Here is a 21,021-nt window from a genome sequence, read left to right on the forward strand (position 1 = left end):
CCCCTCTGTCCTGCCGGACATCTCCCCCACAAGGGGGGAGATCGGTAAGTCGCACGGGCTTCCCGCAAAAGAACCGTTTGAAAATGCCGCAACACCTTCGGCGCATGGGATGGAGCGAGGCCTCTCATCCCTGATCTCCCCCCTTGTGGGGGAGATGTCAGGCAGGACTGAGGGGGGTATCCCGAACTCGGCGGCAGACGCAGGATCGCAACCCATCGTCGCCATCAGCTTCTACCGCGCGCTCGTCCAAAGCGGCGAGACCGGGCCGATCGAAGCTCTGATCGAAGCGCTGATGACACTCGGCCTCCGGCCGCTGCCGGTCTTTGCCTACAGCCTCAAGGATCCTGTCTCGACAGGCATTCTCGAAAGCGTGTTTTCGGCACTGAAACCTGATGTCGTCATCAATACGACGGGTTTTGCCGTCTCCGCACCGGGTGCGGACCGGCAGGCGACGGTGCTGGAGGCGAGTGAGGCGATCGTGCTGCAGGCGATCCTGTCGGCCTCGTCGAGGGAGGCATGGGCGGCGTCCTCGCAAGGCCTGTCGGCGCGCGATCTCGGCATGAACGTGGCGCTTCCCGAGGTGGATGGCCGGGTGCTGGCGCGGGCGGTCTCCTTCAAGACGGCGGCGCGCTACGATGCGCTGGTCGAGACGAATATCGTCGCCAGCCAGGCCGATGCCGGCCGGGTGCGCTATACGGCGGAGCTTGCCGCCAATTGGGCGCGGCTGCGGAAGACATCGGCGCGCGACCGGCGCATCGCGCTCGTCATGGCGAACTACCCGAACCGGAACGGCCGACTTGGCAACGGCGTCGGCTTGGATACGCCGGCCGGCACCATCGAGGTGCTTCGCGCCATGCGATTGGCGGGATACCCGGTCGCCGATATTCCCGCCGACGGCGACGCGCTGATCCGCCACCTGATGGAAGGGCCGACCAATTCCGGTCATGACGGAAAGATCATCCGCGAGACGCTTTCTCTGAGTCTGTACAACAGCTTCCTGGAATCTCTTCCCGATAAGATTCAAGATGAGGTGAGAGCCCGCTGGGGCAATCCGCAAGACGATCCGTATTTTCGCGAGGGCGTCTTCGCCCTGCCTTTTGCCCGTTTCGACGAGGTGCTTGTCGGCATCCAGCCGGCGCGCGGCTATAATATCGATCCGAAGGAAAGTTATCATTCGCCGGATCTCGTGCCGCCGCACGGTTATCTCGCCTTCTATGCTTTCCTGCGCCGCGAGTTCGGTGCCCATGCCGTCATCCATATGGGCAAACACGGCAATCTCGAATGGCTGCCCGGCAAGGCGCTGGCGTTGTCTGAAAGCTGTTATCCCGAGGCGATCCTCGGGCCGCTGCCGCATCTCTATCCCTTTATCGTCAACGATCCGGGCGAGGGCACGCAGGCCAAGCGCCGCACTGCCGCCGTCATCATCGACCACCTGACGCCGCCCTTGACGCGGGCCGAGAGCTACGGACCGCTCAAGGATCTGGAGGCGCTGGTCGACGAATATTACGAAGCCTCGGGCAGCGATCCCCGCCGTATCCGTCTGCTCAGCCGGCAGATCCTCGATCTCGTGACCGATATCGGCCTCGACCGGGATGCCGGGATTGCGAAGGGCGAAAGCGAGGGCGAGGCGCTGAAGAAGCTCGACGCCTACCTCTGCGACCTTAAGGAAATGCAGATCCGAGATGGACTGCATGTGTTCGGCGTTTCGCCCGAGGGGCGGTTGCTGACCGACCTCACCGTGGCTCTGGCGCGGGTGCCGCGCGGGCTCGGCGAGGGCGGGGATGCGAGTTTGCAGCGGGCGATTGCGGCGGATGCTGGATTGGGTGGCGGCGTGCGGGGGATACCCCCCTCTGTCCTGCCGGACATCTCCCCCACAAGGGGGGAGATCGGCAAGTCGCTTGGGTTTCCCGAAAAAGAACCGTTTGAAGATGCCGTACATTCGACGCATGAGATTGAGCGAGGCCTCTCATCCTCGATCTCCTCCCTTGTGGGGGAGATGTCCGGCAGGACAGAGGGGGGCGCCTCCATCTTCGACCCTCTCGATTGTGACATGGCCGCCGTCTGGACCGGCCCGCGTTCTGATATTCTCGCAGATATTCTCGATGCCCCCTGGCGAACCAACGGAGACACCGTCGAGCGTATCGAACTGCTGGCGGCGAAATTCGTGTCCGGTGAAATCGAATGCCCCGGAGACTGGAAGGCGACGCATCCAGTCCTCTCCGAGATCGAAACCCGCCTCAAGCCCTCCATCCTCGCCTGCGGCCCCGCCGAAATTCACGGTCTACTCAACGGGCTCGACGGCCACTTCGTCGCGCCCGGCCCCTCTGGCGCACCTACACGCGGGCGGCCTGACGTCTTGCCGACGGGCCGCAATTTCTATTCGGTCGACAGCCGCGCCGTGCCGACGCCGGCGGCCTACGAACTCGGCAAGAAATCCGCGGAACTGCTGGTGCGCCGCTATGTGCAGGATCACGGCGAGTGGCCTGTTTCCTTCGGGCTGACGGCTTGGGGCACGTCAAACATGCGGACCGGCGGCGACGATATCGCCCAGGCGCTGGCGCTGATCGGCGTCAAGCCGCTGTGGGACATGAGTTCGCGCCGCGTCACCGGCTACGAGATCATTCCGCCGGCGATGCTCGGGCGGCCGCGTGTTGACGTGACCCTCCGCATTTCCGGCTTCTTCCGCGATGCCTTTCCCGAGCAGATCGCGCTGTTCGACAAGGCGATCCGCGCCGTCGGAGCGCTTGAAGAGGACGAGGCCGACAATCCGATCGCAACGCGCATGCGCGGCGAGGCGGCAAGGCTTGGTGCCGCCGGCCTGGACGAAGTCTCGGCAAAACGCCGGGCGGGCTACCGTGTGTTCGGCTCGAAACCTGGCGCTTACGGCGCCGGCCTGCAGGCGCTGATCGACGAGAAGGGCTGGGAGCGGCGCGCCGATCTCGCCGAGGCCTATCTCGTCTGGGGCAGCTATGCCTATGGTGCTGGCGAAGAGGGCAAGGCCGAACGCGGCTTGTTCGAGGAGCGGCTGCGCTCGGTGCAAGCTGTGATTCAGAACCAGGACAATCGCGAGCACGACCTGCTCGACAGCGACGACTATTACCAGTTCGAGGGCGGTATGGCGGCGGCGGCCGAACAGCTCGCAGGCGCGCGCCCCTCGATCTATCACAACGATCATTCCAGGCCGGAAAAGCCGTTGATCCGCTCGCTGGAAGAGGAGATCGGCCGCGTCGTGCGCGGGCGCGTCGTCAATCCGAAATGGATATCAGGCGTCATGCGCCACGGCTACAAGGGCGCTGCCGAGATCGCCGCCACCGTCGATTATCTCTTCGCCTTTTCGGCGACGACGGGGGCGGTCGGCGAACATCACTTCGAGGCCGTCTATCAGGCCTTCGTCGCCAATCCCGCCGTCGCCGGCTTCATGATCGAGAAGAACCCGGCAGCATTCGACGAGATGAGAGAGCGGCTGCTGGAGGCGATCGATCGCAGCCTCTGGACGCCGCGCAGCAATTCGGCCCGGTTTGACCTGGCTGCTACACAACAGAATGAGGTGACCCAATGAGCGACGAGACCCCTGATAGCGAGATCGCAGAAGGCGGAGTTGGCAAGGACGGCGCGCGCCATGCCGAGAAGATGGCGAAGAAGAAGGCCGCGCGCGACAAGATCATGGCGACCAAGACGGACGGCAAGGGCTTGATCATCGTCCATACCGGCAAGGGCAAGGGCAAGTCCTCGTCTGCCTTTGGGATGATCTTCCGCCACATCGCCCATGGCAAGCCGTCGGCTGTCGTGCAGTTCATCAAGGGCGCGATGTGGACCGGCGAGCGCGACCTGATCGAGAAGCATTTCTCCGATCTCTGCCAGTTCCACACGATGGGCGAGGGCTTCACCTGGGAGACGCAGGACCGCGCCCGCGATGTCGCGGCAGCGTCGGCCGCCTGGGAAAAGGCCAAGGAACTGATCCGCGATGAAAGCAACTCCATGGTGTTGCTCGACGAAATCAACATAGCGTTGCGCTACGACTATCTCGACATCAACGAAGTCGTCGCTTTTCTGAAGAGCGAGAAGCCCCATATGACGCATGTCGTGCTGACGGGGCGCAACGCCAAGGAAGAATTGATCGAAATCGCCGATCTGGTGACCGAGATGGAACTCGTCAAACACCCCTTCCGCTCCGGCATCAAGGGTCAACCGGGCGTGGAGTTCTGAGGCGGTCAGTTGAGCGCGAGGCTGCGCAGGATGGCAGCCGTTTCCTCATCCGCCGGGAAGAAGGATTCGACCGCGAGTTCCGACAAAGTGATTTCGACGGGCGTGCCGAACACAGTCGTCGTCGAGATCAGGGAAAGCAAGCCGGCCTTGCTCGAAAGCTGAAGGGGAACGGCGATGCCGGCGTAGTCGGTGTGGACCTCGCCAGCAGTTTTAGGCGCCGGATAGGACAGCAACTCCTTTAAAAGCTTGTCCAACATTGGATCGCCCGAAGCCGAGAACTGCTGGCGCAGCCTGCCGATAAGGTGGGCGCGCCACTCGGAAAGGTTTTTGATATGGGGCGCCAATCCTTGTGGATGCAGGCTGAGGCGCAGTACGTTGACGGGTGGCGTGAGCAGAGACTGGTCGGAAACGGCTGAGAGCAGCGGAGCGATGGCCGCATTGGCCGCGATGAGTGTCCAATGGCGGTCGACAGCGATTGCTGGGAAGGGCTCGTGCCCTTTCAACACCATGTCGATGGCGCGACGAGCCGGTTCCAATGCGGGATCGTCGAGTGCGCGTTCGGCAAAAACAGGAGCGAAACCCGCCGCGAGCAGCAGCGGGTTCCGATCGCGAAGGGGTACGTCGAGCCGTTCGGCAAGATGCAGCAGCATGTCGCGGCTCGGTGTCGAGCGCCCGCTCTCGATGAAGCTCAGATGCCGCTGCGAGATCTCCGCCTCCAGCGCGAGGTTGAGCTGGCTCATGCGGCGGCGCTGGCGCCATTCGCGCAGATGGTCTCCAAGGGAGCGGGCGGTCGGCGTCATCAGGCGGCTTCCGGCAGCAAATCTATGAAACCGCGGACGGATTTCAGCTTGCCGCCTTCGAGTTCGGCGAAATCCGTGCCCTTGATTAGCGCATCGCCGTTTTCCGGGCCGAGGCCCCAGGAGAAGCGCAGGTTGTCGCCGTAGCCGTCGGCCGCGCCGATCAGGGCGAAGCGGAAGCCGGGGAAGCGGCTTTGTACCGCCTCGACCAGCGAATTGATCTGCTCATGGCCTTCGCCGCGCATCAGTGGGTCGATATAGGTGGCGGCTTTGCTCCAGCTCTCGGCGATGAGAGCGCGACGGCGAGCGGCATCCGTCTCGTTCCAGATGGCGAGATAGCGCTCTGCGTTGGTGTTTGCGTCGTTCATCGGGTCATCTCCTTTTGATCGCCCGTCAGTTCCAGGCAGTCCGATCATGCGGGAAGGCGATGCACCCTATCAATTACGCCAGAGGTAATGGAAGATGGTCGAACCGCCCATGACAGCCATCAGCGCCATCGGCAGTTGTTCCGCAAGCTGCACATGGCCCTTGCGGGTATAGGTGATCGTGGCCGAGGCCGCGCCGAATGGGGACTGCACCTTGTTGGTGCCGAGGGTCTGGAGCGGCGGAATGCCCGCGATCAGCATGATGGGGACGGTGATGAGGCCGCCGCCGCCGGCAATGGAATCGACCAACCCGGCAAAGAAAGCCACGGCGCAGAGCAGCAGAAGCAGATGGAAGGCGATATCGGGCAAGGTGGTTTTCCGGGCAGGGATTTCGAACGGCCTTGTTGCATTTGCCGCCCCAAGCTGCAATGGCTGCAAAGACATGGGCAGGGCGTATTTGACGGTTTCCATGAGCGATATCTCTTTCGATACGGCGAGGCGCCACGTGCTCGGGCTCGGCTGCGAGCGCGGCACGCCGCCTGCCGAGATGCTGGCGCTTGCGATCGAGGCGCTCGACGCAGTCGCTATAAGCGCGGCGGAACTCACAGCCATTGCCTCGATCGACAGCCGAAGACTGGAGCCCGCGATCCTTGCCGTTGCCGCGCATTTTTCCGTGCCCGCCGTGTTTTTCGGCGCGCTGCGGCTCGAGGAGGAGACGCCGCGACTGGCGAATCCTTCTGCGATCGTCTTTGCCCGCGTCGGCTGCCATGGGGTCTCCGAGGCAGCTGCGCTGGCGGCTGCGGGGCCGGATGCCGAGCTTGCTGTCGCCAAGATCAAATCTGCACATGCGACGGCGGCAGTTGCCCGCAGCGGGTTGCAGAAAGCCTAGTGGACGTTATGGTGGCGCCAATTCGCAGCGCCGTTCGGCAGCTTCACGGTTCACATCTAGAGGATATCTCATGCACAAGGTCATCTACGACACTGACCCTGGCGTCGATGACGCCATGGCGCTTCTGTTTCTGCATCGTCATCCCGAAATCGACCTCCTCGGCATCACCACGGTCTTCGGCAACGCCTCGGTCGAGACGACGACGCGCAATGCGCTCTTCCTCAAGCGCGAATGGAATATTGCGGCACCCGTTTCCAAAGGCGCCAGCGTCACCATCGATTCCGCGCGCGCGGAGCGGCCGTGGCCGGCCATGGTGCATGGCGAGAACGGCCTCGGCGATATCGATGTGCCCGAGACGATCGACCTGCCGCTCGATCCGCGCCCGGCGCATCGCTTTATCATCGACACGGTGCGCGCTCATCCGGGCGAAGTGCGACTCGTCGCCGTTGGCCGAATGACCAATCTGGCGCTGGCGCTGAAGGAAGATCCCGAGATTGCGACGCTGGCCAAGGACGTCGTCATCATGGGCGGCAATTTCTATGTGCCGGGCAATGTCTCGCCGGTCGCCGAGGCCAATATCCACGGTGATCCCGAAGCTGCCGACATCGTCATGACCGCGCCCTGGAAGGTCGCCGTCATCGGCCTCGACGTCACCGCGATCACCACGATGAGCCGCAGCTATCTCGGCGAGATGGCGGCTAGGGGTGACAAGGCGGTGAAGCAGCTCGACGCACTCTCGCAGTCCTACATCGATTTCTACAAGCACGCGGTCGAAGACGGCATGATGGTGCATGACAGTTGCGCCTGCGTCTATGTCGTGGTGCCGGAGCTGTTCTCGTCGATATCGGGGGCGGTGCGCGTCGTCTGCGGCGGCATCGCCGATGGTCAGACGATCGTCAGGCCGGATGGGCGGCGTTTTCCGCCTGACGGCGCTTGGGATGGCCTGCCGAGCCAGGTCGTCTGCACCGGTATTGAATCGGAGAAGGTCCTCGACCTCATCCGCAACACGCTGCTTGCAGCCTGAGGGATGGGTGAGCCGGCGCATCGCGCCGGCTTTCGATATATGATAATATATTCATATTGTTGTGCCGGTTTTTCGAGAATTCGAATCCGCCTCTTTGCAAAGTGAGTCATGGTCGTCTTAGCAACTTCAAGTGAGGTGATGGGCGCGGCGTTGACCTTGCCCTTTGCGGGGCCTAGATCAGCAGGATGATCGATGCCGCATTCTCCCATCTTCCGGTGCTTGAGCCGGGCAGCGTCTGGCTCGTCGGCGCCGGTCCCGGCGATCCCGGGCTTTTGACGCTGCTCGCCGCCAAGGGGCTTTTCGAGGCCGACGTCATCGTCCACGACGCGCTGGTCAACGAGGAATGCCTGGCGCTGGCGCGGCCGGAAACGCTGGTGGAATATGCCGGCAAGCGCGGCGGTAAGCCTTCGGCGAAACAGCGCGACATTTCGTTGCGGCTGGTGGAGCTGGCGCGCGCCGGCAAGCGGGTGCTGCGGCTGAAGGGCGGCGATCCCTTCGTGTTCGGGCGCGGCGGTGAGGAGGCGTTGACGCTGGCCGAACACAACATTCCCTTCCGCATCGTGCCCGGCATCACCGCCGGTATCGGCGGACTCGCCTATGCCGGCATCCCGGTGACGCATCGCGACATCAACCATGCCGTGACCTTCCTTACAGGCCATGATTTGTCCGGCATCGTGCCCGACAGGATCAACTGGGAGGCGATTGGCCAGGGCTCGCCCGTCATCGTCATGTACATGGCGATGAAGCATATCGGCGAGATCAGCGCCCGGCTGATCGCCGCAGGCCGGCTGCCGTCGGAGCCCGTTGCCTTCATCTGCAATGCTGCCACTGGCCGGCAGCAGGTGCTGGAAACGACGCTCGGGGAGGCGACTGAGGCCGTCGCTGTCTCCGGGCTGGAGCCGCCGGCGGTGGTCGTCGTCGGTGAGGAGGTCCGGCTCCGAGCTTCACTCGACTGGCTTGGTGCGCTCGCGGGGCGGCGCCTGCAACCCGATCCATTCCGCCGGTCCGGCAAGGTGCGGGCATGAGCGGCCTCCTGATCGCAGCCCCTTCCTCCGGCGCCGGCAAGACGACGGTGACGCTCGGGCTGCTCCGTGCGCTGCGCCGGCGCGGCGTCGCGGTCGCGCCCGGCAAGGCTGGCCCCGACTATATCGACCCCGCCTTTCATGCGGCCGCAAGCGGCACGCTCTGCCTGAATTTCGATCCCTGGGCGATGCGCCCGGAGCTAATCTCGGCCAATGGCGCCCTTCACCGCTCCGGCGACCGTATCCTTGTCATCGAGGCAATGATGGGGCTTTTCGACGGCGCGGCCGACGGAAAGGGAACGGCGGCCGATCTCGCCGCTCAGCTCGGGCTTTCCGTGGTGCTCGTCGTCGACGCCTCCCGCATGTCGCAGTCGGTGGCGCCGCTGGTTGCCGGTTTTGCCGGCTTCCGCGCCGATGTCCGCGTTGCCGGTGTCATCCTCAACAAGGTCGGCAGTGACCGGCATGAAGCTATGCTGCGACAGGCGCTGGAGGCTATCCGCATGCCTGTCATCGCCGTCATCGGCAACGACAAGGCGCTTTCCCTGCCGGAACGCCATCTCGGCCTCGTCCAGGCCGGCGAACATGCGACGCTCGACAATTTCATCGACCATGCAGCGGATGCGGTCTCCGAGGAATGCAATTTCGAATTTCTGCTACGCATTGCGAAGCAAGGGCTCAACCGGCCGTCGGCCGCCAATATCGACCGGTTGCCGCCGCTGGGCGCACGCATCGCCGTGGCGCGCGATGTCGCCTTTGCCTTTTCCTACGAGCATATGCTGCTCGGCTGGCGTCGCCGGGGTGCTGCGATCTCCTTCTTCTCGCCGCTTGCCGACGAGGCACCAGCTAACGACGCCGATGCGATCTATCTGCCTGGCGGTTATCCTGAGTTGCACGCCGGACGGCTCGCAGAGGCGCAGAATTTCCGCGCCGGCATGCTCGACGCGACGGCGCGCGGCGTCAGGATTTACGGCGAGTGCGGCGGCTATATGGTGCTCGGCGACGGGCTGATCGATGCGGAGGGCAAGCGCCATCAGATGCTCGGCCTGCTGCCGGTCGTTACCAGCTATGCCGAGCGAACGCGCCATCTCGGCTATCGCCGTGTCGTGCCGCTCGACGGCGCCTTCTTCGCGCGGATGATGACGGCCCATGAATTCCACTATTCCAGCGTCGTCTCCGAGGGCGAGGGCAAGCGGCTTTTTCAGGTGCAGGATGCGCTCGGGACCGATCTGGGTGCAGCCGGGCTCCGGTGCGGGCAGGTGGCGGGGTCCTACATGCATCTGATCGATCTGGCCGGAGCAACGGCTGCATGAGCGCACCGATCGTCCATGGCGGCGGCATCACCGCCGCTGCCACCGCTTTCGGCGGCAGGCCGGAAGATTGGCTCGATCTTTCCACCGGCATCAATCCGTGCCCCGTCGCCCTGCCGGAGATTCCTGCACGGGCTTGGCACCGCCTGCCGGACAGGCATTTGGTCGACGCGGCAAGGTTTGCAGCGCGCGACCATTACGGCAGCGGCGAGATTCTGCCGCTGCCCGTGCCCGGTACGCAATCGGTCATTCAGCTTTTGCCGCGGTTGGTCGGCGCGGATGAACGCATCGCCGTGACGGACGATAGGATCGCTGTGGTGTCGCCGACTTACGGTGAATATGCGCGTGCCTTCACCTCGGCCGGTTTTGCCGTCGATGCGGTCAACGATGTTGCCGCGATCGGAGCCGCGCATCGGCTGGCCGTCGTCGTCAATCCGAACAATCCGGATGGGCGGATATGGCCGGCCGAAACGCTGGTCGCCGTGCACGACAGGATAAAGGCTGCAAACGGGTTTCTTGTCGTCGATGAGGCCTTCGGTGATACAAATCCGGCGCTGAGCCTTGCATCCCGTGCGCCGCAGCTTTCCAATCTGGTGATCTTTCGCTCCTTCGGCAAGTTCTTCGGGCTTGCCGGCCTGCGGCTCGGCTTTGCGATTGCGGGGGAGAATATTCTCGAACGCTTCGAGGATTGGCTCGGCCCCTGGGCCGTCTCCGGCCCGGCGCTTTCGCTGGCCGCTTCGCTGCTGCGTTCGGACGTTTCTCCGATCCACAGCCGCATCGAGGAGCGCAGCATCGGCCTGCATACGGCGCTGGATGGTGCCGGGTTGCGGATAGCAGGGGGCACGGCGCTGTTTACCCTTGTCAATGACGCCAGGGCGAGCGACATTTACACATATCTCTGCCAGCATCATATTCTCGTCCGCAAGTTCGATAATGCGCCGGATTGGTTGCGTTTCGGGCTTGCTCCCGATCCGGCGGCGGACAGGCGGCTTGGCGAAGCCCTTCAGAGATCTAAGCGATGACGATCGACCAAAACCTTCTCGTGCTGCTTTTGGCGCTGCTGCTCGACCGGATCGCCGGCGATCCACAATGGCTGTGGTTGCGGGTGCCGCATCCCGTCGTCATGTTCGGCGCGGCGATCTCCTGTGCCGACCGGCAGCTCAATCCCGCAAGCCTCACGGGGTCGCAACGCCGGATGAACGGCGTCGCTGCCATCCTGGCGCTGCTTCTTTTGGCGGTGGCCGCAGGCTTCGTGTTCAACCGGTTCTTCGCGCTGTTCGGCCTTGTCGGCATCTTGCTGGAGACCGGGCTGGTGGCGATCTTCCTGGCGCAGAAAAGCCTTGCCGATCACGTCGCGGCCGTCGCCGTCGCGCTACGCGACGAGGGGCTTGCCGGCGGGCGGACCGCCGTTTCCCGCATCGTCGGGCGCGATCCCGAGACGCTGGACGAGCCTGCCGTCTGCCGCGCGGCGATCGAAAGCCTTGCCGAGAATTTCTCCGACGGCGTCGTCGCACCGGCGCTCTGGTATGCAGTCTTCGGCCTGCCGGGGCTTTTCGCCTACAAGATGCTGAACACGGCGGATTCGATGATCGGCCATAAGTCGGAAAAATACATCGACTTCGGCTGGGCGGCCGCTCGGCTCGACGATGTCGCCAACTGGCCGGCCGCGCGCCTCTCCATCCTGCTGATTGCCGCCGGAGCCTGGATCCGGCGGGGAACAAGCGCCGGCCGTGAGGCGATCCGCGTGGCGATGCGCGACGGGGCCCTGCACCGTTCGCCGAACTCCGGCAGGCCGGAGGCGGCCATGGCAGGCGCGCTGAACGTCCAGCTCGCCGGCCCGCGCATCTATGGCGGCGTCATCGTGCGTGAACCGATGATCAACGACGCCGGCCGCGACGTGGCGACCTCGGGCGACATCGAGGACGGCGTATCGGTGTTTTATGCCAGCTGCATGGTGCTCGCCGGTGTGACGTTCGGGCTTTTCTTGTGTTTTCTGTAGAGGCGGCACGGTACGACCACGCCTCGGTAGACAGCTCCCACTCAAACGTTTATGCGAAACGCCTCCTACCTCCACCAGACCGGAAGCAGAGTGATGACAGTTCAGGTTGAATTACCGTGCCCGATGTGCAAGAGCACCAAGATGAAGTTCGAGCGTCCCGAGATCCGGGAGACCGACATCATCACCTGTGCCGCCTGCGGCCATAATCTCGGCACCATGGCCTCGATCCGCGAGAAGATGAACAAGGCCTACCAGCAGCTCAATCAATTTGGGGCGAAGCGTAAGCTTCAGTAAGCCTGCGGCGCACCCGCTTGCTGCCATGCGCCGTTAGAGTTGTGATTACCATTCGGATTAAAGCAATATAATAAGTATTGCCGTAGTCTCTCTTTCGTGGGGGCGCAATTAAACTGCGCCAAGGCGATAAGAGGGTATCATGAGGCGGGTTTTGGCGGCTGCGGCCGCAAGTTTATTGCTGCAGTTTTCTCCCGTTGCCGCTCAGGCAGCAACGCTGGTCGCCAATATCAGCATCGGCAAGCAAACGATGACCGTTTCCGAGAACGGCTTCGTCAAGTACCGCTGGAAGGTTTCGACCGCGCGCAACGGCTATGTCACGCCAACCGGTTCGTGGAGCGCCAAGTGGCTGTCGCGCGATCATCGCTCGCGCAAATACGACAATGCGCCGATGCCGTACGCCGTGTTCTTCAACGGCGGTTACGCCGTTCACGCCACTTTCGACCTGAAGCGCCTGGGCCGGCCGGCCTCGCATGGCTGTGTTCGCCTGCATCCCGACAATGCCGCCCAATTCTTCTCGCTGACGCGGCAGGCCGGCCTTGCCAATACCCGCGTGGTCATTACGCGCTGATCTCGGATCAGCAAATCGACAGCTGATCCCTTTTATGCGCTGATCTCAGATCAGCGCCTGACCCGAAATCGGCAGCTGATCCCAGTTTACGCGCTGATCATCCTCTCCAGCTCATCCATGTCGGGGACGATGATACGTCGGAAGTTCTCGATGCGAATGACGCCGCTCTTGCGCAGCCTGGTCATCTGGCGGCTGACGGTTTCGATCGTCAGACCGAGGAAATCGGCGATCTCGGCGCGGGATAGTGGCAGGTCGAAGGCGGTGCTTGTGGCCGTTTGCGGTTCGGCATGGGTGGCGATGAGGTGGAGCAGGCTTGCGACCTTCTCTTCGGCGGTGCGTCGGCCGAGCGTCAGCATCCATTCGCGCGCGGCATCCAACTCCTTCAGCGCCTGATCGTGCAGGCTGCGCTGTAGTTCCGGCGTCGCCGATATCATGCGGTCGAGCAGGTTGCGCGGGAAGACGCAGATTTCGGAATCGGTCGCAGCCTCGGCCGACAGCGTGCTTTCACGCACGAATGGCCTGCCGACGAAATCGGGGGCGAATTGCAGGCCGACGATCTGCTGGCGCCCGTCCGGCATCACCTTGCAGAGCTTTACCACCCCGCGCATGATGTTCGAATAGAAGGAGCTTTCCGAGCCTTGAGCGATGATCTCGCTGCCGGCATCGACCTTGCGGCGCAGCGAGTGGCGGCCAAGCTCCCGGAGCTGGCTGCTCGACAGCGCGCCGCAGACGACGCCGTGCCGCGCCTGGCAGGAACGGCAGGCGGCGAGAGTGCCGGCGTCGGAAACCTCACTGCGTGCGACGTCCATGTCCTGATCCCTTCGAAATCCGCGTGTGCCGGGTGTGGCTGCGCATGCCGGGCATACCCTAGACGATTACGCCGCGATTGCGGGTTCGGCTATCCCGATTTCTTCCAGCGCGGCTTGATGATTATCAATTTTGGCCGGATCGCGATTTGATCCAGATCAAAGTTTGCGTGCCCTGGCTGTTATTGGAAGTGCGGCGTCGAGACGAGGCCGTCCGCGGGTTTGATTCGGACGGCTTCTTCGCCCTCGCCGGCGAGACGGGTTTTCTGCAGCAGCGTCGCCTCGCGCCCTGGGTGACGGCAAAGGCCGGCATTCCATTGCTGTTTAGGCAACACCCAGCCGGCAAATTGCCGCAACGCCGGGACGAAAGCATTGGCTTTTGAAATGGATTTGCCTATGAGGGGGTTTAAATCGTCATTTCATGAGGTACAGCGCGTGACCGCTACATTCGATAAAGTTGCCGACATTATTGCAGAAACCAGCGAGATCGACCGCGCGACGATCACGCCGGAGAGCCATACGATCGACGACCTCGGTATCGACAGCCTCGATTTCCTCGACATCGTCTTTGCGATCGACAAGGAATTCGGCATCAAGATCCCGCTCGAAAAGTGGACGCAGGAAGTCAACGAAGGCAAGGTTTCCACCGAAGAATACTTCGTGCTGAAGAACCTCTGCGCCAAGATCGACGAGCTCAAAGCAGCCAAGGCCTGAGCGATATAACAGTCTTTTTTGAACGCCCTGCCGCCGTGAATATGGCGGCCGGGCGGTTTCGTTCCTAACTAGTGCATGCCGGCCAAAAGTGCGCAGCGGTTTTGGGACAACGGCATGCATAAAACAAAGACCTAAAGTGCGAACCAGACGCGCTTTAGGCGTCACCGGCGGGCGGATCTGGCCTGTCGGGCCGGAGGATCCGAATGCTGCTGGAATATTTCCAGATGATTGACCGCGTCGAAGCGGTGGACCTGAAGAAGGGCACGCTTAAGGCGCGATCCGTCGTGCCGGCGAAGAGCCCCGTCTTCGAGGGTCATTTTCCCGGCATGCCGCTCGTTCCCGGCGTGCTGCTGATCGAGACCATGGCCCAGGCCTCCGGCATGCTGGTGCTTGCCGTCACCAATTTTGCCGCCATGCCCTTCCTGATGACGGTCGACGGCGCCAAGATGCGCACCTTCGTCGAACCGGAAGCCGTGCTCGACATCGAGGCGGTGCTCGAGCATGACGGTTCGGGTTTCGCGGTCACCAAGGCTAGAATCACCAGCGGCGGCAAGAAGGTCTGCGATGCGCAGCTGAAACTGCGCACCATGCCGTTTTCCGAGGTGCCGCTCGGCGATATCGTGAAGAAACGTGCCGGCGAGATCGGGCTTCTCGAGGCGATCGCGGCGCAGGGAGTGATTGGATGAGCAAGGCTGCAAACGACGTCGTCATCTCGGGCATCGGCATCGTCACCTGTCAGGGCGTTGGCAAGGATGCGCATATCGCGCTGCTTTCGGCCGCCAGTGCGCCCAAAGCGATCGTCGAGACCGAAAAGTTCAAGCCCTATCCGGTGCATCCGCTGCCCGAGATCGACTGGTCGCAGCAGATCGCCAAGCGCGGCGATCAACGCCAGATGGAGAACTGGCAGCGCATCGGCGTCTTCGCCGCCGGCCTTGCGCTCGACGATGCCGGTTTCAAGGACGATATCGAGGCCTGCGGCACGATGGACATGATCGTGGCGGCCGGCGGCGGCGAGCGCGACATCAATGTCGACACGCTGATCGTCGACGAGGCGCTGAAGCGCAATGACCGCGAGTTGCTGCTCAACGAGAAGCTGACGACCGAGCTGAGGCCGACGCTGTTCCTCGCCCAGCTTTCCAACCTGCTCGCCGGCAATATCTCGATCGTGCACAAGGTCACCGGCTCGTCGCGTACCTTCATGGGCGAGGAAGCAGCCGGCATATCCGCCGTCGAGACCGCCTTCTACCGCATCAAATCAGGCGAATCCTCACATGCACTTGTTGGAGGCGCCTTCGCGGCCGAACGGCCCGACATGATCCTGCTCACCGAGGCGATCGGCGCTCATGCGCGCGGCGACTGGGTGCCGCTCTGGTCGCGCAGGCCGAGCGACGGCGGCGGCATGATCACCGGTTCGGCAGGCGCCTTCCTGGTGCTGGAATCGCGCAAACACGCCGAAGCCCGCGGCGCCCATATCTATGCCGTCATCGATGCAGTCGAGGGCGACCGCGGCAATCGCAATTCCGGCAATCTCGAAGTCCGGCTGGAGCGGCTTTTGGCGCCGGCTGCCGGGCTTGCCACTGAAAGCACGGCGATCTTTTCCGGATCGACCGGCATGCACGATCTTGCCGCCCGCGAGCGGGCGGTGCTCGAGCATCAATTGCCGGACGTTGCGATCCGCGGCTTCGGCGGCGTCACCGGCCATACGATCGAGACGCAGTTTACGCTGGGTCTTGCGCTCGCCGCCCTTGCCGTCGACGGCAAGGCCAAGGTTCCGCCATTCGACGCCGCCCATGAGGCGCCGATGCGGGCAGGGGTCACCGCCGCCGTCGTGACCATGGTCGGACACCAGCGCGGCGAGGGCGTTGCCGTTCTTTCCGCAGATGCGTGAGGAGTGAGAGATATGACAGCTTCCGCTTACCAGGATCATCTCGGCCGTCCGATCGTCGCCGTAACCGGCATGGGCATCATCACTTCGCTCGGCCAGGGCCTCAGTGACAACTGGGCAGCCCTTACCTCCGGCACATCGGGCATCCACGAGATCAACCGCTTCCCGACCGAGGGCCTGTCGACGCGGATCGCCGGCACCGTCGATTTCATCGGCATTCCGGTGCCGAACGCCGTCGAGCGCTCCTATGCCTTCGCCCGCGAAACGACGATCGAGGCGCTCGCCGACGCCGGCCTTTCCGGCGATTTCAACGGCCCGCTATTCCTCGCCGCCCCGCCGATCGAGCCGGAGTGGAGTGCGCGCTTCGAGCTTGCCGACCGTTCGCCGGCTTCCGACCATCCGGGGGATGCCTATGAGCGCTTCCTGACGGCGCTGCGCCAGCGTCCGGATCCGGCCTTCCATGAGGCGGCCCTGTTCGGTGCGATTTCCGAGCGCCTTGCCGACCGGTTCGGCACCCGCGGCCTTCCCGTCACGCTGTCGACCGCCTGCGCCTCCGGCGTCACGGCGATCCAGCTCGGCATCGAGGCGATCCGCCAAGGCCGCACCGATCGCGCACTGACGGTCGCGACCGATGGATCGCTGAGTGCCGAAGCGCTGATCCGCTTCTCGTTGCTGTCAGCTCTTTCGACACAGAACGATCCGCCGACCAAGGCTTCCAAGCCGTTCAGCAAGGATCGCGACGGCTTCGTCATCGCCGAAGGCGCGGCGACGCTGGTGCTGGAATCGCTGGAATCAGCGGTCGCCCGCGGCGCCAAGGTGCTCGGCATCATGAAGGGCGCCGGCGACAAGGCCGACAGCTTCCACCGCACCCGGTCGTCGCCCGATGGCGGCCCGGCAATCGCGACGATCCGCGCGGCCCTAGCCGATGCCGGCATCGACGAGAGCGGCATCGGCTACATCAATGCGCACGGCACCTCGACGCCGGAGAACGACAAGATGGAGTATGGCGCGATGTCGGCCGTGTTCGGCGATCGGCTCGTCGGCATTCCGGTGTCGTCCAACAAGTCGATGATCGGCCATACGCTGACGGCGGCGGGCGCCGTCGAGGCGGTGTTCTCGCTGCAGACGATGCTGACCGGAACGCTGCCGCCGACGATCAATTACAACAACCCCGATCCGTCGATTGTTCTCGATGTCGTGCCGAACAAGAAGCGGGAAGCCCAGGTTTCAGCCGTGCTTTCCAACTCGTTCGGCTTCGGCGGGCAGAATGCCAGCCTTGTCATGGCGCTCGAACCGGCTTAAGCGGTTCGCGACAATTTCAAAACAAGAAGACCGTCTTGAAGGCGAGGGATTTTGCCATGCGCGCTTTGCAACTGATCGATGACCGCAAGCTTGAGATCACCGACCTGCCGGAGCCGGACGCTCCTGGTGCCGGCGAGGTGACGCTGCGCGTCAAGGCGGTGGCGCTCAACCATATCGACGTCTGGGGCTGGCGCGGTATGGCATTCGCCAAGCGCAAGATGCCGCTGGTCATCGGTGCGGAAGCCTCCGGCGTGGTGGAATCGATCGGGCCGGGCGTCGCCAACGTGCTGCCGGGCCAGCTCGTCTCCATCTACGGCGCGCGCACCTGCGGCCTCTGCCGCCCCTGCCGCGAAGGCCGCGACAATCTCTGCGAACATGTCTCGGGCGTGCACGGCTTCCATCTCGACGGCTTTGCGCAGGAGAAGGTCAACCTGCCGGCGCGCCTGCTGGTGCCGGCTCCTCCCGGCGTCGACGCGATCGGCGCGGCGCTTGCTCCGGTCACTTTCGGCACGGTCGAGCACATGCTGTTCGACAATGCCAAGCTTGAGCCGGGCGAGACGATCCTCGTCCATGCCGGCGGCTCCGGCATCGGCACGGCGGCGATCCAGCTTGCCAAGAAGATCGGCTGCACCGTCATCACCACGGTTGGTTCGGACGACAAGATCGAGAGGGCCAAGGCGCTCGGCGCCGATCACGTTATCAACTACCGCACCGACCGTTTCGAAGGCGTGGTGCGCAAGCTCACCAAGAAGAAGGGCGTCGACGTCGTTTTCGAACATGTCGGCAAGGATACCTGGGCAGGCTCGATGCTCTGCATGAAGCGCGGCGGGCGCCTCGTCACCTGCGGCTCTACCTCGGGTGTTTCCACTGAGATGAACCTGATGATGCTGTTCCAGCAGCAGCTGAAGCTGTTTGGCTCCTTCGGTTGCCGCATGGAGAACATGGCGAATGCGATGCAGAAGATGGGCCGGGGGCTCGTCCATCCCGTCATCGATACCGAGGTCAGCTTCAGCGATATCGACCGGGCGCTGGAGCGGATGGAATCGCGCCAGATCTTCGGCAAGATCATCCTGAAGATGGATTGACCGCGTGAAGCTGTTCATCACCCGGATCGTTCTGGCGCTCAGGAATTTCCAGCAATGGCTGGTGGCTCAGCTGATGTTCGGCTTCATGAATTTCCTGAAGCTGTTTCCGGCCGATGGCGCGATCCGCTTTGCCGACAGGATGATGCGACGCCTCGGCCGGCTGACCAGCCGCCACAGACTGATGCTGACCAATCTGCGCAACGCTTTTCCCGAGAAGAGCGAGGCCGAGATCGAGGAGATCGCGCTCGCCAGCTGGGGCAATATGGGCCGGCTTGCGGCCGAATACGTCTTCCTCGATCAGCTGTTCGACTATGATCCTGAAAAGTCGGAGCCGGGCAGGGTGGAGGTGTCGGGCGTCCCGATTTTTCTCGACCTGCGCGACAATCCGCGCCCCTTCATCGTCTTTACGGGCCATACCGCCAATTTTGAGCTGCTGCCGGTGGCGGGTGCCGCCTTCGGGCTCACCGTCACCGTGCTCTTTCGGCCGCCGAATAATCCTTATGTCGCCAAGAAGGTGTTCGACTTCCGGAGCGCCCGCATGGGCAAGCTGGTGCCCTCGCACGCAGGCTCGTCTTTCGCGCTCGCCCGTCAGCTGGAAGCAGGCCAGGGCGTGGGCGTGCTGGTGGACCAGAAATTCCGCAAGGGGCTGAAGGGCACCTTCTTCGGGCGCGACGTCAAGACCAATCCGCTGCTGCCGAAGCTGGTGCGCCAGTTCGACTGCGAAGTCTATCCGGCGCGCTGCATCCGGCTGCCCGGAAATCGCTACCGGCTGGAAATCGAGCCGCGGCTGGATATGCCGCGCGATGCCAAGGGCAACCTCGACCTGCCGGCCGCCGCCCAGCTGCTCAACGACAAGGTGGAAAGCTGGGTGCGGGAATATCCGGAACAGTGGCTCTGGTATCACGACCGCTGGCAGATCAAGCAGACGCTCGCGCCTTAGAATAGGATGCTCCAGAATAATAGTTGGAGCATGATGTCGCCCGAAAACCGCTGACACTTTTCGGCATCATACTCTAAAAAAGGTCCACCCCCATTTATCAGCGGTGAAAAGCGGCAGGTGCTCTCGGATTGAATCTGAGGGCACTTCATGTTACCCGTCACCACCAAGACGCGAATAATGTCTACCGGAAGGCGCATTTTTGGGAAATGCAGCCATGTGAGGTTTCGGACTCGTCTCTTGGGACAATGGGAGTGGAGGCGTCTTGCTGGAGCTTTTTCGAGCTTTTTCCTTGCGTTGCGTGCAAATCGAGGAAGCCATACGCCTGGGCGACGATCAACGTGTCACGGCGCTCGACCGCCATGTCGAGCCGCTGGTCGAGGCAATCCTCGCCTACCGGGCAGTCAATCTGCTCGAAGTCTACATGCAGCTACAGTTTGTGAGCCATCTGATCAGCCAGGATGCCGACGACAGCGCCAGCGTCACGGAGCACACGTCGGTGCTTTCCTACCTGCTCGACCGCTATTTCGGGGCACATGGGCCGGACTGGCGCGTGCCTTCGCCGCAGGATGTGCGCATCGAGCCGCCGCCAGCCTATGTGCCTGATACCGACAATGGCCAGTTCCTCAACGCGGTAATCCTGGAAAGCCTGCCGGATCGCGTGGCGGTGCTGACAAGGGACTATCGCTACCTCTATTCCAATCCAGCCAACAGCGCCCATCTCAACAGGAAGCCGATGGAGCTCATCGGCCGTCACCTTTCCGAATTCATCGGCGAGGAGCGGTTTGCCGAATGCGCCAAGCATAAGCTCGACGCCTGTTTTGCCGGCGAACAGATCGACTATTCCTATGAGCGCTCGGCGGGCAGCGGCAAATCGCGGCAGGTGCGCTGTCGCATGTCGCCGCTGCGCGATGCGGGCGGTACGGTGATCGGCGCCCTGCTCGTCATGGAAGATCTCGATCGGCTGTCGCAGACTGCCTGATCTAGGTCGGCAGCCTTAGGCAGCCTGACCAACTCGGCTGCCTCGGGCAGTCTGGCTAAGCAGCCGCCCAGACGGCGAGCTCGTAACCATCGCGGTCGAGGAAGTGGAAGCGACGGCCGCCGGGAAAATCGGTGATCGGCCGGCAGATCGTGCCGCCGGCTCTTTCGACTGAGGTCAGCACTTCTTCCAGATCACTGGCATAGACGACGACGAGCGGGCCGCCGCCCGGCCGCACCGGTCCGAAATCGGAAAAGCCGCCCTTCAACCGGCCATCGTCGAATTCGCAATAATTGGGGCCGTAATCGGTGAAGCGCCAGCCGAAGGCCGAGCCGTAAAAGGCTTTGGCGGCGGCGATGTCGGCGACGTTGAATTCGACATAGTCGATGCGGCGGTCGTGGTTTTCTGTCTTCTCGGCCATCTATCTCTCCATCAGGGCTTTCAGCATGGCGAGATCCTTCTCGACATGGGCGGCATCGGCGGAAAACTGTGTGTCGGTCATGCCGGGTAGGCGCAGCAGCGTGAACATGACCTCGCAGCCATCGCCGTTCGGCACGATGCGCAGAGCATTATAAACCCTGAGGCCGGATTCGATCGTCACCGTATGGTCGATCACGCCGAATTCATTGGCAGGAACGAAACTCACCTTGACGCTGCCGAGAGCGCCGTGGGCGATCCAGTCGGCGCCGTGAGTCTCTAAGCCGGTCGCAAGGCCGGAGGCCCAGAGCGGCATGTTCTCTGGCTTGCCGGCGAAGTCATAGACGTCGCGCCAGTCGCGCTCTATCGACAGGTGTAGGATTTTCGCGGGCATTGTCGACATGGCTTGCAGGTCCCTGGCATTT

Annotated in this window: 23 protein-coding genes and 1 pseudogene; 18 read left to right on the forward strand and 6 right to left on the reverse strand. The window is 63.1% G+C overall.

The window, feature by feature from the left end; genetic code table 11:
- Both cobN and cobO read left to right on the forward strand, forming a co-directional pair.
- Positions 1–3,559 (forward strand): cobaltochelatase subunit CobN (cobN, locus tag ACM5SV_RS24975; protein WP_419425439.1); only part of this gene is annotated, 3,559 nt, incomplete at its 5' end.
- A complete protein-coding gene (cobO, locus tag ACM5SV_RS24980) occupies positions 3,556–4,206 on the forward strand; it encodes a cob(I)yrinic acid a,c-diamide adenosyltransferase (protein WP_017994375.1) in 651 nt (216 codons plus the stop codon). The genes cobN and cobO, both read left to right, overlap by 4 nt.
- A 5-nt stretch (positions 4,207–4,211) precedes the next feature.
- On the opposite strand, the gene ACM5SV_RS24985 is transcribed toward cobO, so the two are convergent.
- From ACM5SV_RS24985 to ACM5SV_RS24995, 3 genes and pseudogenes are all read right to left on the reverse strand, one after another.
- Complete coding sequence (locus tag ACM5SV_RS24985; protein WP_017994374.1) at positions 4,212–5,006, reverse strand: helix-turn-helix domain-containing protein; 795 nt, start codon at positions 5,004–5,006, stop codon at positions 4,212–4,214.
- Entirely contained in the window at positions 5,006–5,419 is a 414-nt protein-coding gene (locus ACM5SV_RS24990) for a nuclear transport factor 2 family protein (protein WP_017988609.1), read from the reverse strand. The genes ACM5SV_RS24985 and ACM5SV_RS24990 overlap by 1 nt, the downstream gene beginning before the upstream one ends.
- A 51-nt stretch (positions 5,420–5,470) precedes the next feature.
- A pseudogene (locus tag ACM5SV_RS24995) lies at positions 5,471–5,737 on the reverse strand (TSUP family transporter); the annotation flags it as partial.
- A 100-nt stretch (positions 5,738–5,837) separates the two neighbouring features.
- Between ACM5SV_RS24995 and ACM5SV_RS25000 the strand changes: the two are divergent.
- The 8 genes from ACM5SV_RS25000 to ACM5SV_RS25035 all read left to right on the forward strand — a co-directional run bounded on the left by ACM5SV_RS25000 (position 5,838) and on the right by ACM5SV_RS25035 (position 12,471).
- Positions 5,838–6,257, forward strand: a complete 420-nt coding sequence (locus ACM5SV_RS25000) for a cobalamin biosynthesis protein (RefSeq protein ID WP_026157385.1) — start codon at positions 5,838–5,840, stop codon at positions 6,255–6,257.
- 70 nt (positions 6,258–6,327) lie between these two features.
- Positions 6,328–7,281, forward strand: coding sequence for a nucleoside hydrolase (locus ACM5SV_RS25005; RefSeq protein WP_012757836.1), 954 nt, complete (start codon positions 6,328–6,330; stop codon positions 7,279–7,281).
- A gap of 185 nt (positions 7,282–7,466) precedes the next feature.
- Complete coding sequence (gene cobA, locus ACM5SV_RS25010; protein WP_419425440.1) at positions 7,467–8,306, forward strand: uroporphyrinogen-III C-methyltransferase; 840 nt, start codon at positions 7,467–7,469, stop codon at positions 8,304–8,306.
- The gene (locus ACM5SV_RS25015; protein WP_221969609.1) at positions 8,303–9,613 is read left to right on the forward strand and encodes a cobyrinate a,c-diamide synthase; all 1,311 of its coding nucleotides are present in this window, start codon (positions 8,303–8,305) and stop codon (positions 9,611–9,613) included. The genes cobA and ACM5SV_RS25015 overlap by 4 nt, the downstream gene beginning before the upstream one ends.
- Complete coding sequence (gene cobD, locus ACM5SV_RS25020; RefSeq protein ID WP_222014941.1) at positions 9,610–10,632, forward strand: threonine-phosphate decarboxylase CobD; 1,023 nt, start codon at positions 9,610–9,612, stop codon at positions 10,630–10,632. Before ACM5SV_RS25015 ends, cobD begins: the two co-directional genes overlap by 4 nt.
- A complete protein-coding gene (gene cbiB, locus ACM5SV_RS25025) occupies positions 10,629–11,609 on the forward strand; it encodes an adenosylcobinamide-phosphate synthase CbiB (protein WP_222014939.1) in 981 nt (326 codons plus the stop codon). Before cobD ends, cbiB begins: the two co-directional genes overlap by 4 nt.
- Before the next feature lie 93 nt (positions 11,610–11,702).
- Entirely contained in the window at positions 11,703–11,903 is a 201-nt protein-coding gene (locus tag ACM5SV_RS25030) for an ECs_2282 family putative zinc-binding protein (protein ID WP_222014937.1), read from the forward strand.
- A 139-nt stretch (positions 11,904–12,042) separates the two neighbouring features.
- Entirely contained in the window at positions 12,043–12,471 is a 429-nt protein-coding gene (locus ACM5SV_RS25035) for a L,D-transpeptidase (protein WP_012757830.1), read from the forward strand.
- A gap of 86 nt (positions 12,472–12,557) precedes the next feature.
- Here the strand turns inward: ACM5SV_RS25035 and ACM5SV_RS25040 are convergent, their stop codons facing one another.
- Positions 12,558–13,280 carry a Crp/Fnr family transcriptional regulator gene (locus ACM5SV_RS25040; RefSeq protein ID WP_012757829.1) on the reverse strand — a complete coding sequence of 241 codons (723 nt, stop codon included), beginning with the start codon at positions 13,278–13,280 and terminating at the stop codon, positions 12,558–12,560.
- Positions 13,281–13,426: 146 nt separating this feature from the next.
- Between ACM5SV_RS25040 and ACM5SV_RS25045 the strand changes: the two genes are divergently transcribed.
- From ACM5SV_RS25045 to ACM5SV_RS25080, 8 genes are all read left to right on the forward strand, one after another.
- Positions 13,427–13,660, forward strand: a complete 234-nt coding sequence (locus tag ACM5SV_RS25045; protein WP_017994367.1) for a hypothetical protein — start codon at positions 13,427–13,429, stop codon at positions 13,658–13,660.
- Between the two features lie 52 nt (positions 13,661–13,712).
- Positions 13,713–13,991, forward strand: a complete 279-nt coding sequence (locus ACM5SV_RS25050) for an acyl carrier protein (RefSeq protein ID WP_003540486.1) — start codon at positions 13,713–13,715, stop codon at positions 13,989–13,991.
- Between the two features lie 203 nt (positions 13,992–14,194).
- Positions 14,195–14,677 (forward strand): 3-hydroxyacyl-ACP dehydratase FabZ family protein, encoded by a 483-nt coding sequence (locus tag ACM5SV_RS25055; RefSeq protein WP_012757827.1) that lies wholly within the window; start codon positions 14,195–14,197, stop codon positions 14,675–14,677.
- A complete protein-coding gene (locus ACM5SV_RS25060) occupies positions 14,674–15,879 on the forward strand; it encodes a beta-ketoacyl-ACP synthase (RefSeq protein WP_017994366.1) in 1,206 nt (401 codons plus the stop codon). Before ACM5SV_RS25055 ends, ACM5SV_RS25060 begins: the two co-directional genes overlap by 4 nt.
- Positions 15,880–15,891: 12 nt before the next feature.
- Positions 15,892–17,178 (forward strand): beta-ketoacyl-ACP synthase, encoded by a 1,287-nt coding sequence (locus tag ACM5SV_RS25065; protein ID WP_221969614.1) that lies wholly within the window; start codon positions 15,892–15,894, stop codon positions 17,176–17,178.
- Positions 17,179–17,234: 56 nt separating this feature from the next.
- Positions 17,235–18,263, forward strand: coding sequence for a zinc-binding dehydrogenase (locus tag ACM5SV_RS25070; RefSeq protein ID WP_130668653.1), 1,029 nt, complete (start codon positions 17,235–17,237; stop codon positions 18,261–18,263).
- 4 nt (positions 18,264–18,267) lie between these two features.
- Entirely contained in the window at positions 18,268–19,203 is a 936-nt protein-coding gene (locus tag ACM5SV_RS25075; RefSeq protein WP_017988604.1) for a lipid A biosynthesis lauroyl acyltransferase, read from the forward strand.
- 262 nt (positions 19,204–19,465) lie between these two features.
- Positions 19,466–20,182, forward strand: coding sequence for a PAS domain-containing protein (locus tag ACM5SV_RS25080; RefSeq protein WP_012757822.1), 717 nt, complete (start codon positions 19,466–19,468; stop codon positions 20,180–20,182).
- A 55-nt stretch (positions 20,183–20,237) separates the two neighbouring features.
- Here ACM5SV_RS25080 and ACM5SV_RS25085 read toward each other — a convergent pair whose 3' ends face one another.
- Entirely contained in the window at positions 20,238–20,600 is a 363-nt protein-coding gene (locus ACM5SV_RS25085; protein WP_003540467.1) for a VOC family protein, read from the reverse strand.
- A complete protein-coding gene (locus ACM5SV_RS25090; protein ID WP_012757821.1) occupies positions 20,601–20,999 on the reverse strand; it encodes a polyketide cyclase in 399 nt (132 codons plus the stop codon).
- Between the last annotated feature and the right edge of the window lie 22 nt (positions 21,000–21,021).

The organism is Rhizobium sp. CRRU65 (assembly GCF_048551595.1).
Taxonomy (GTDB): Bacteria; Pseudomonadota; Alphaproteobacteria; order Rhizobiales; family Rhizobiaceae; genus Rhizobium; species Rhizobium leguminosarum_J.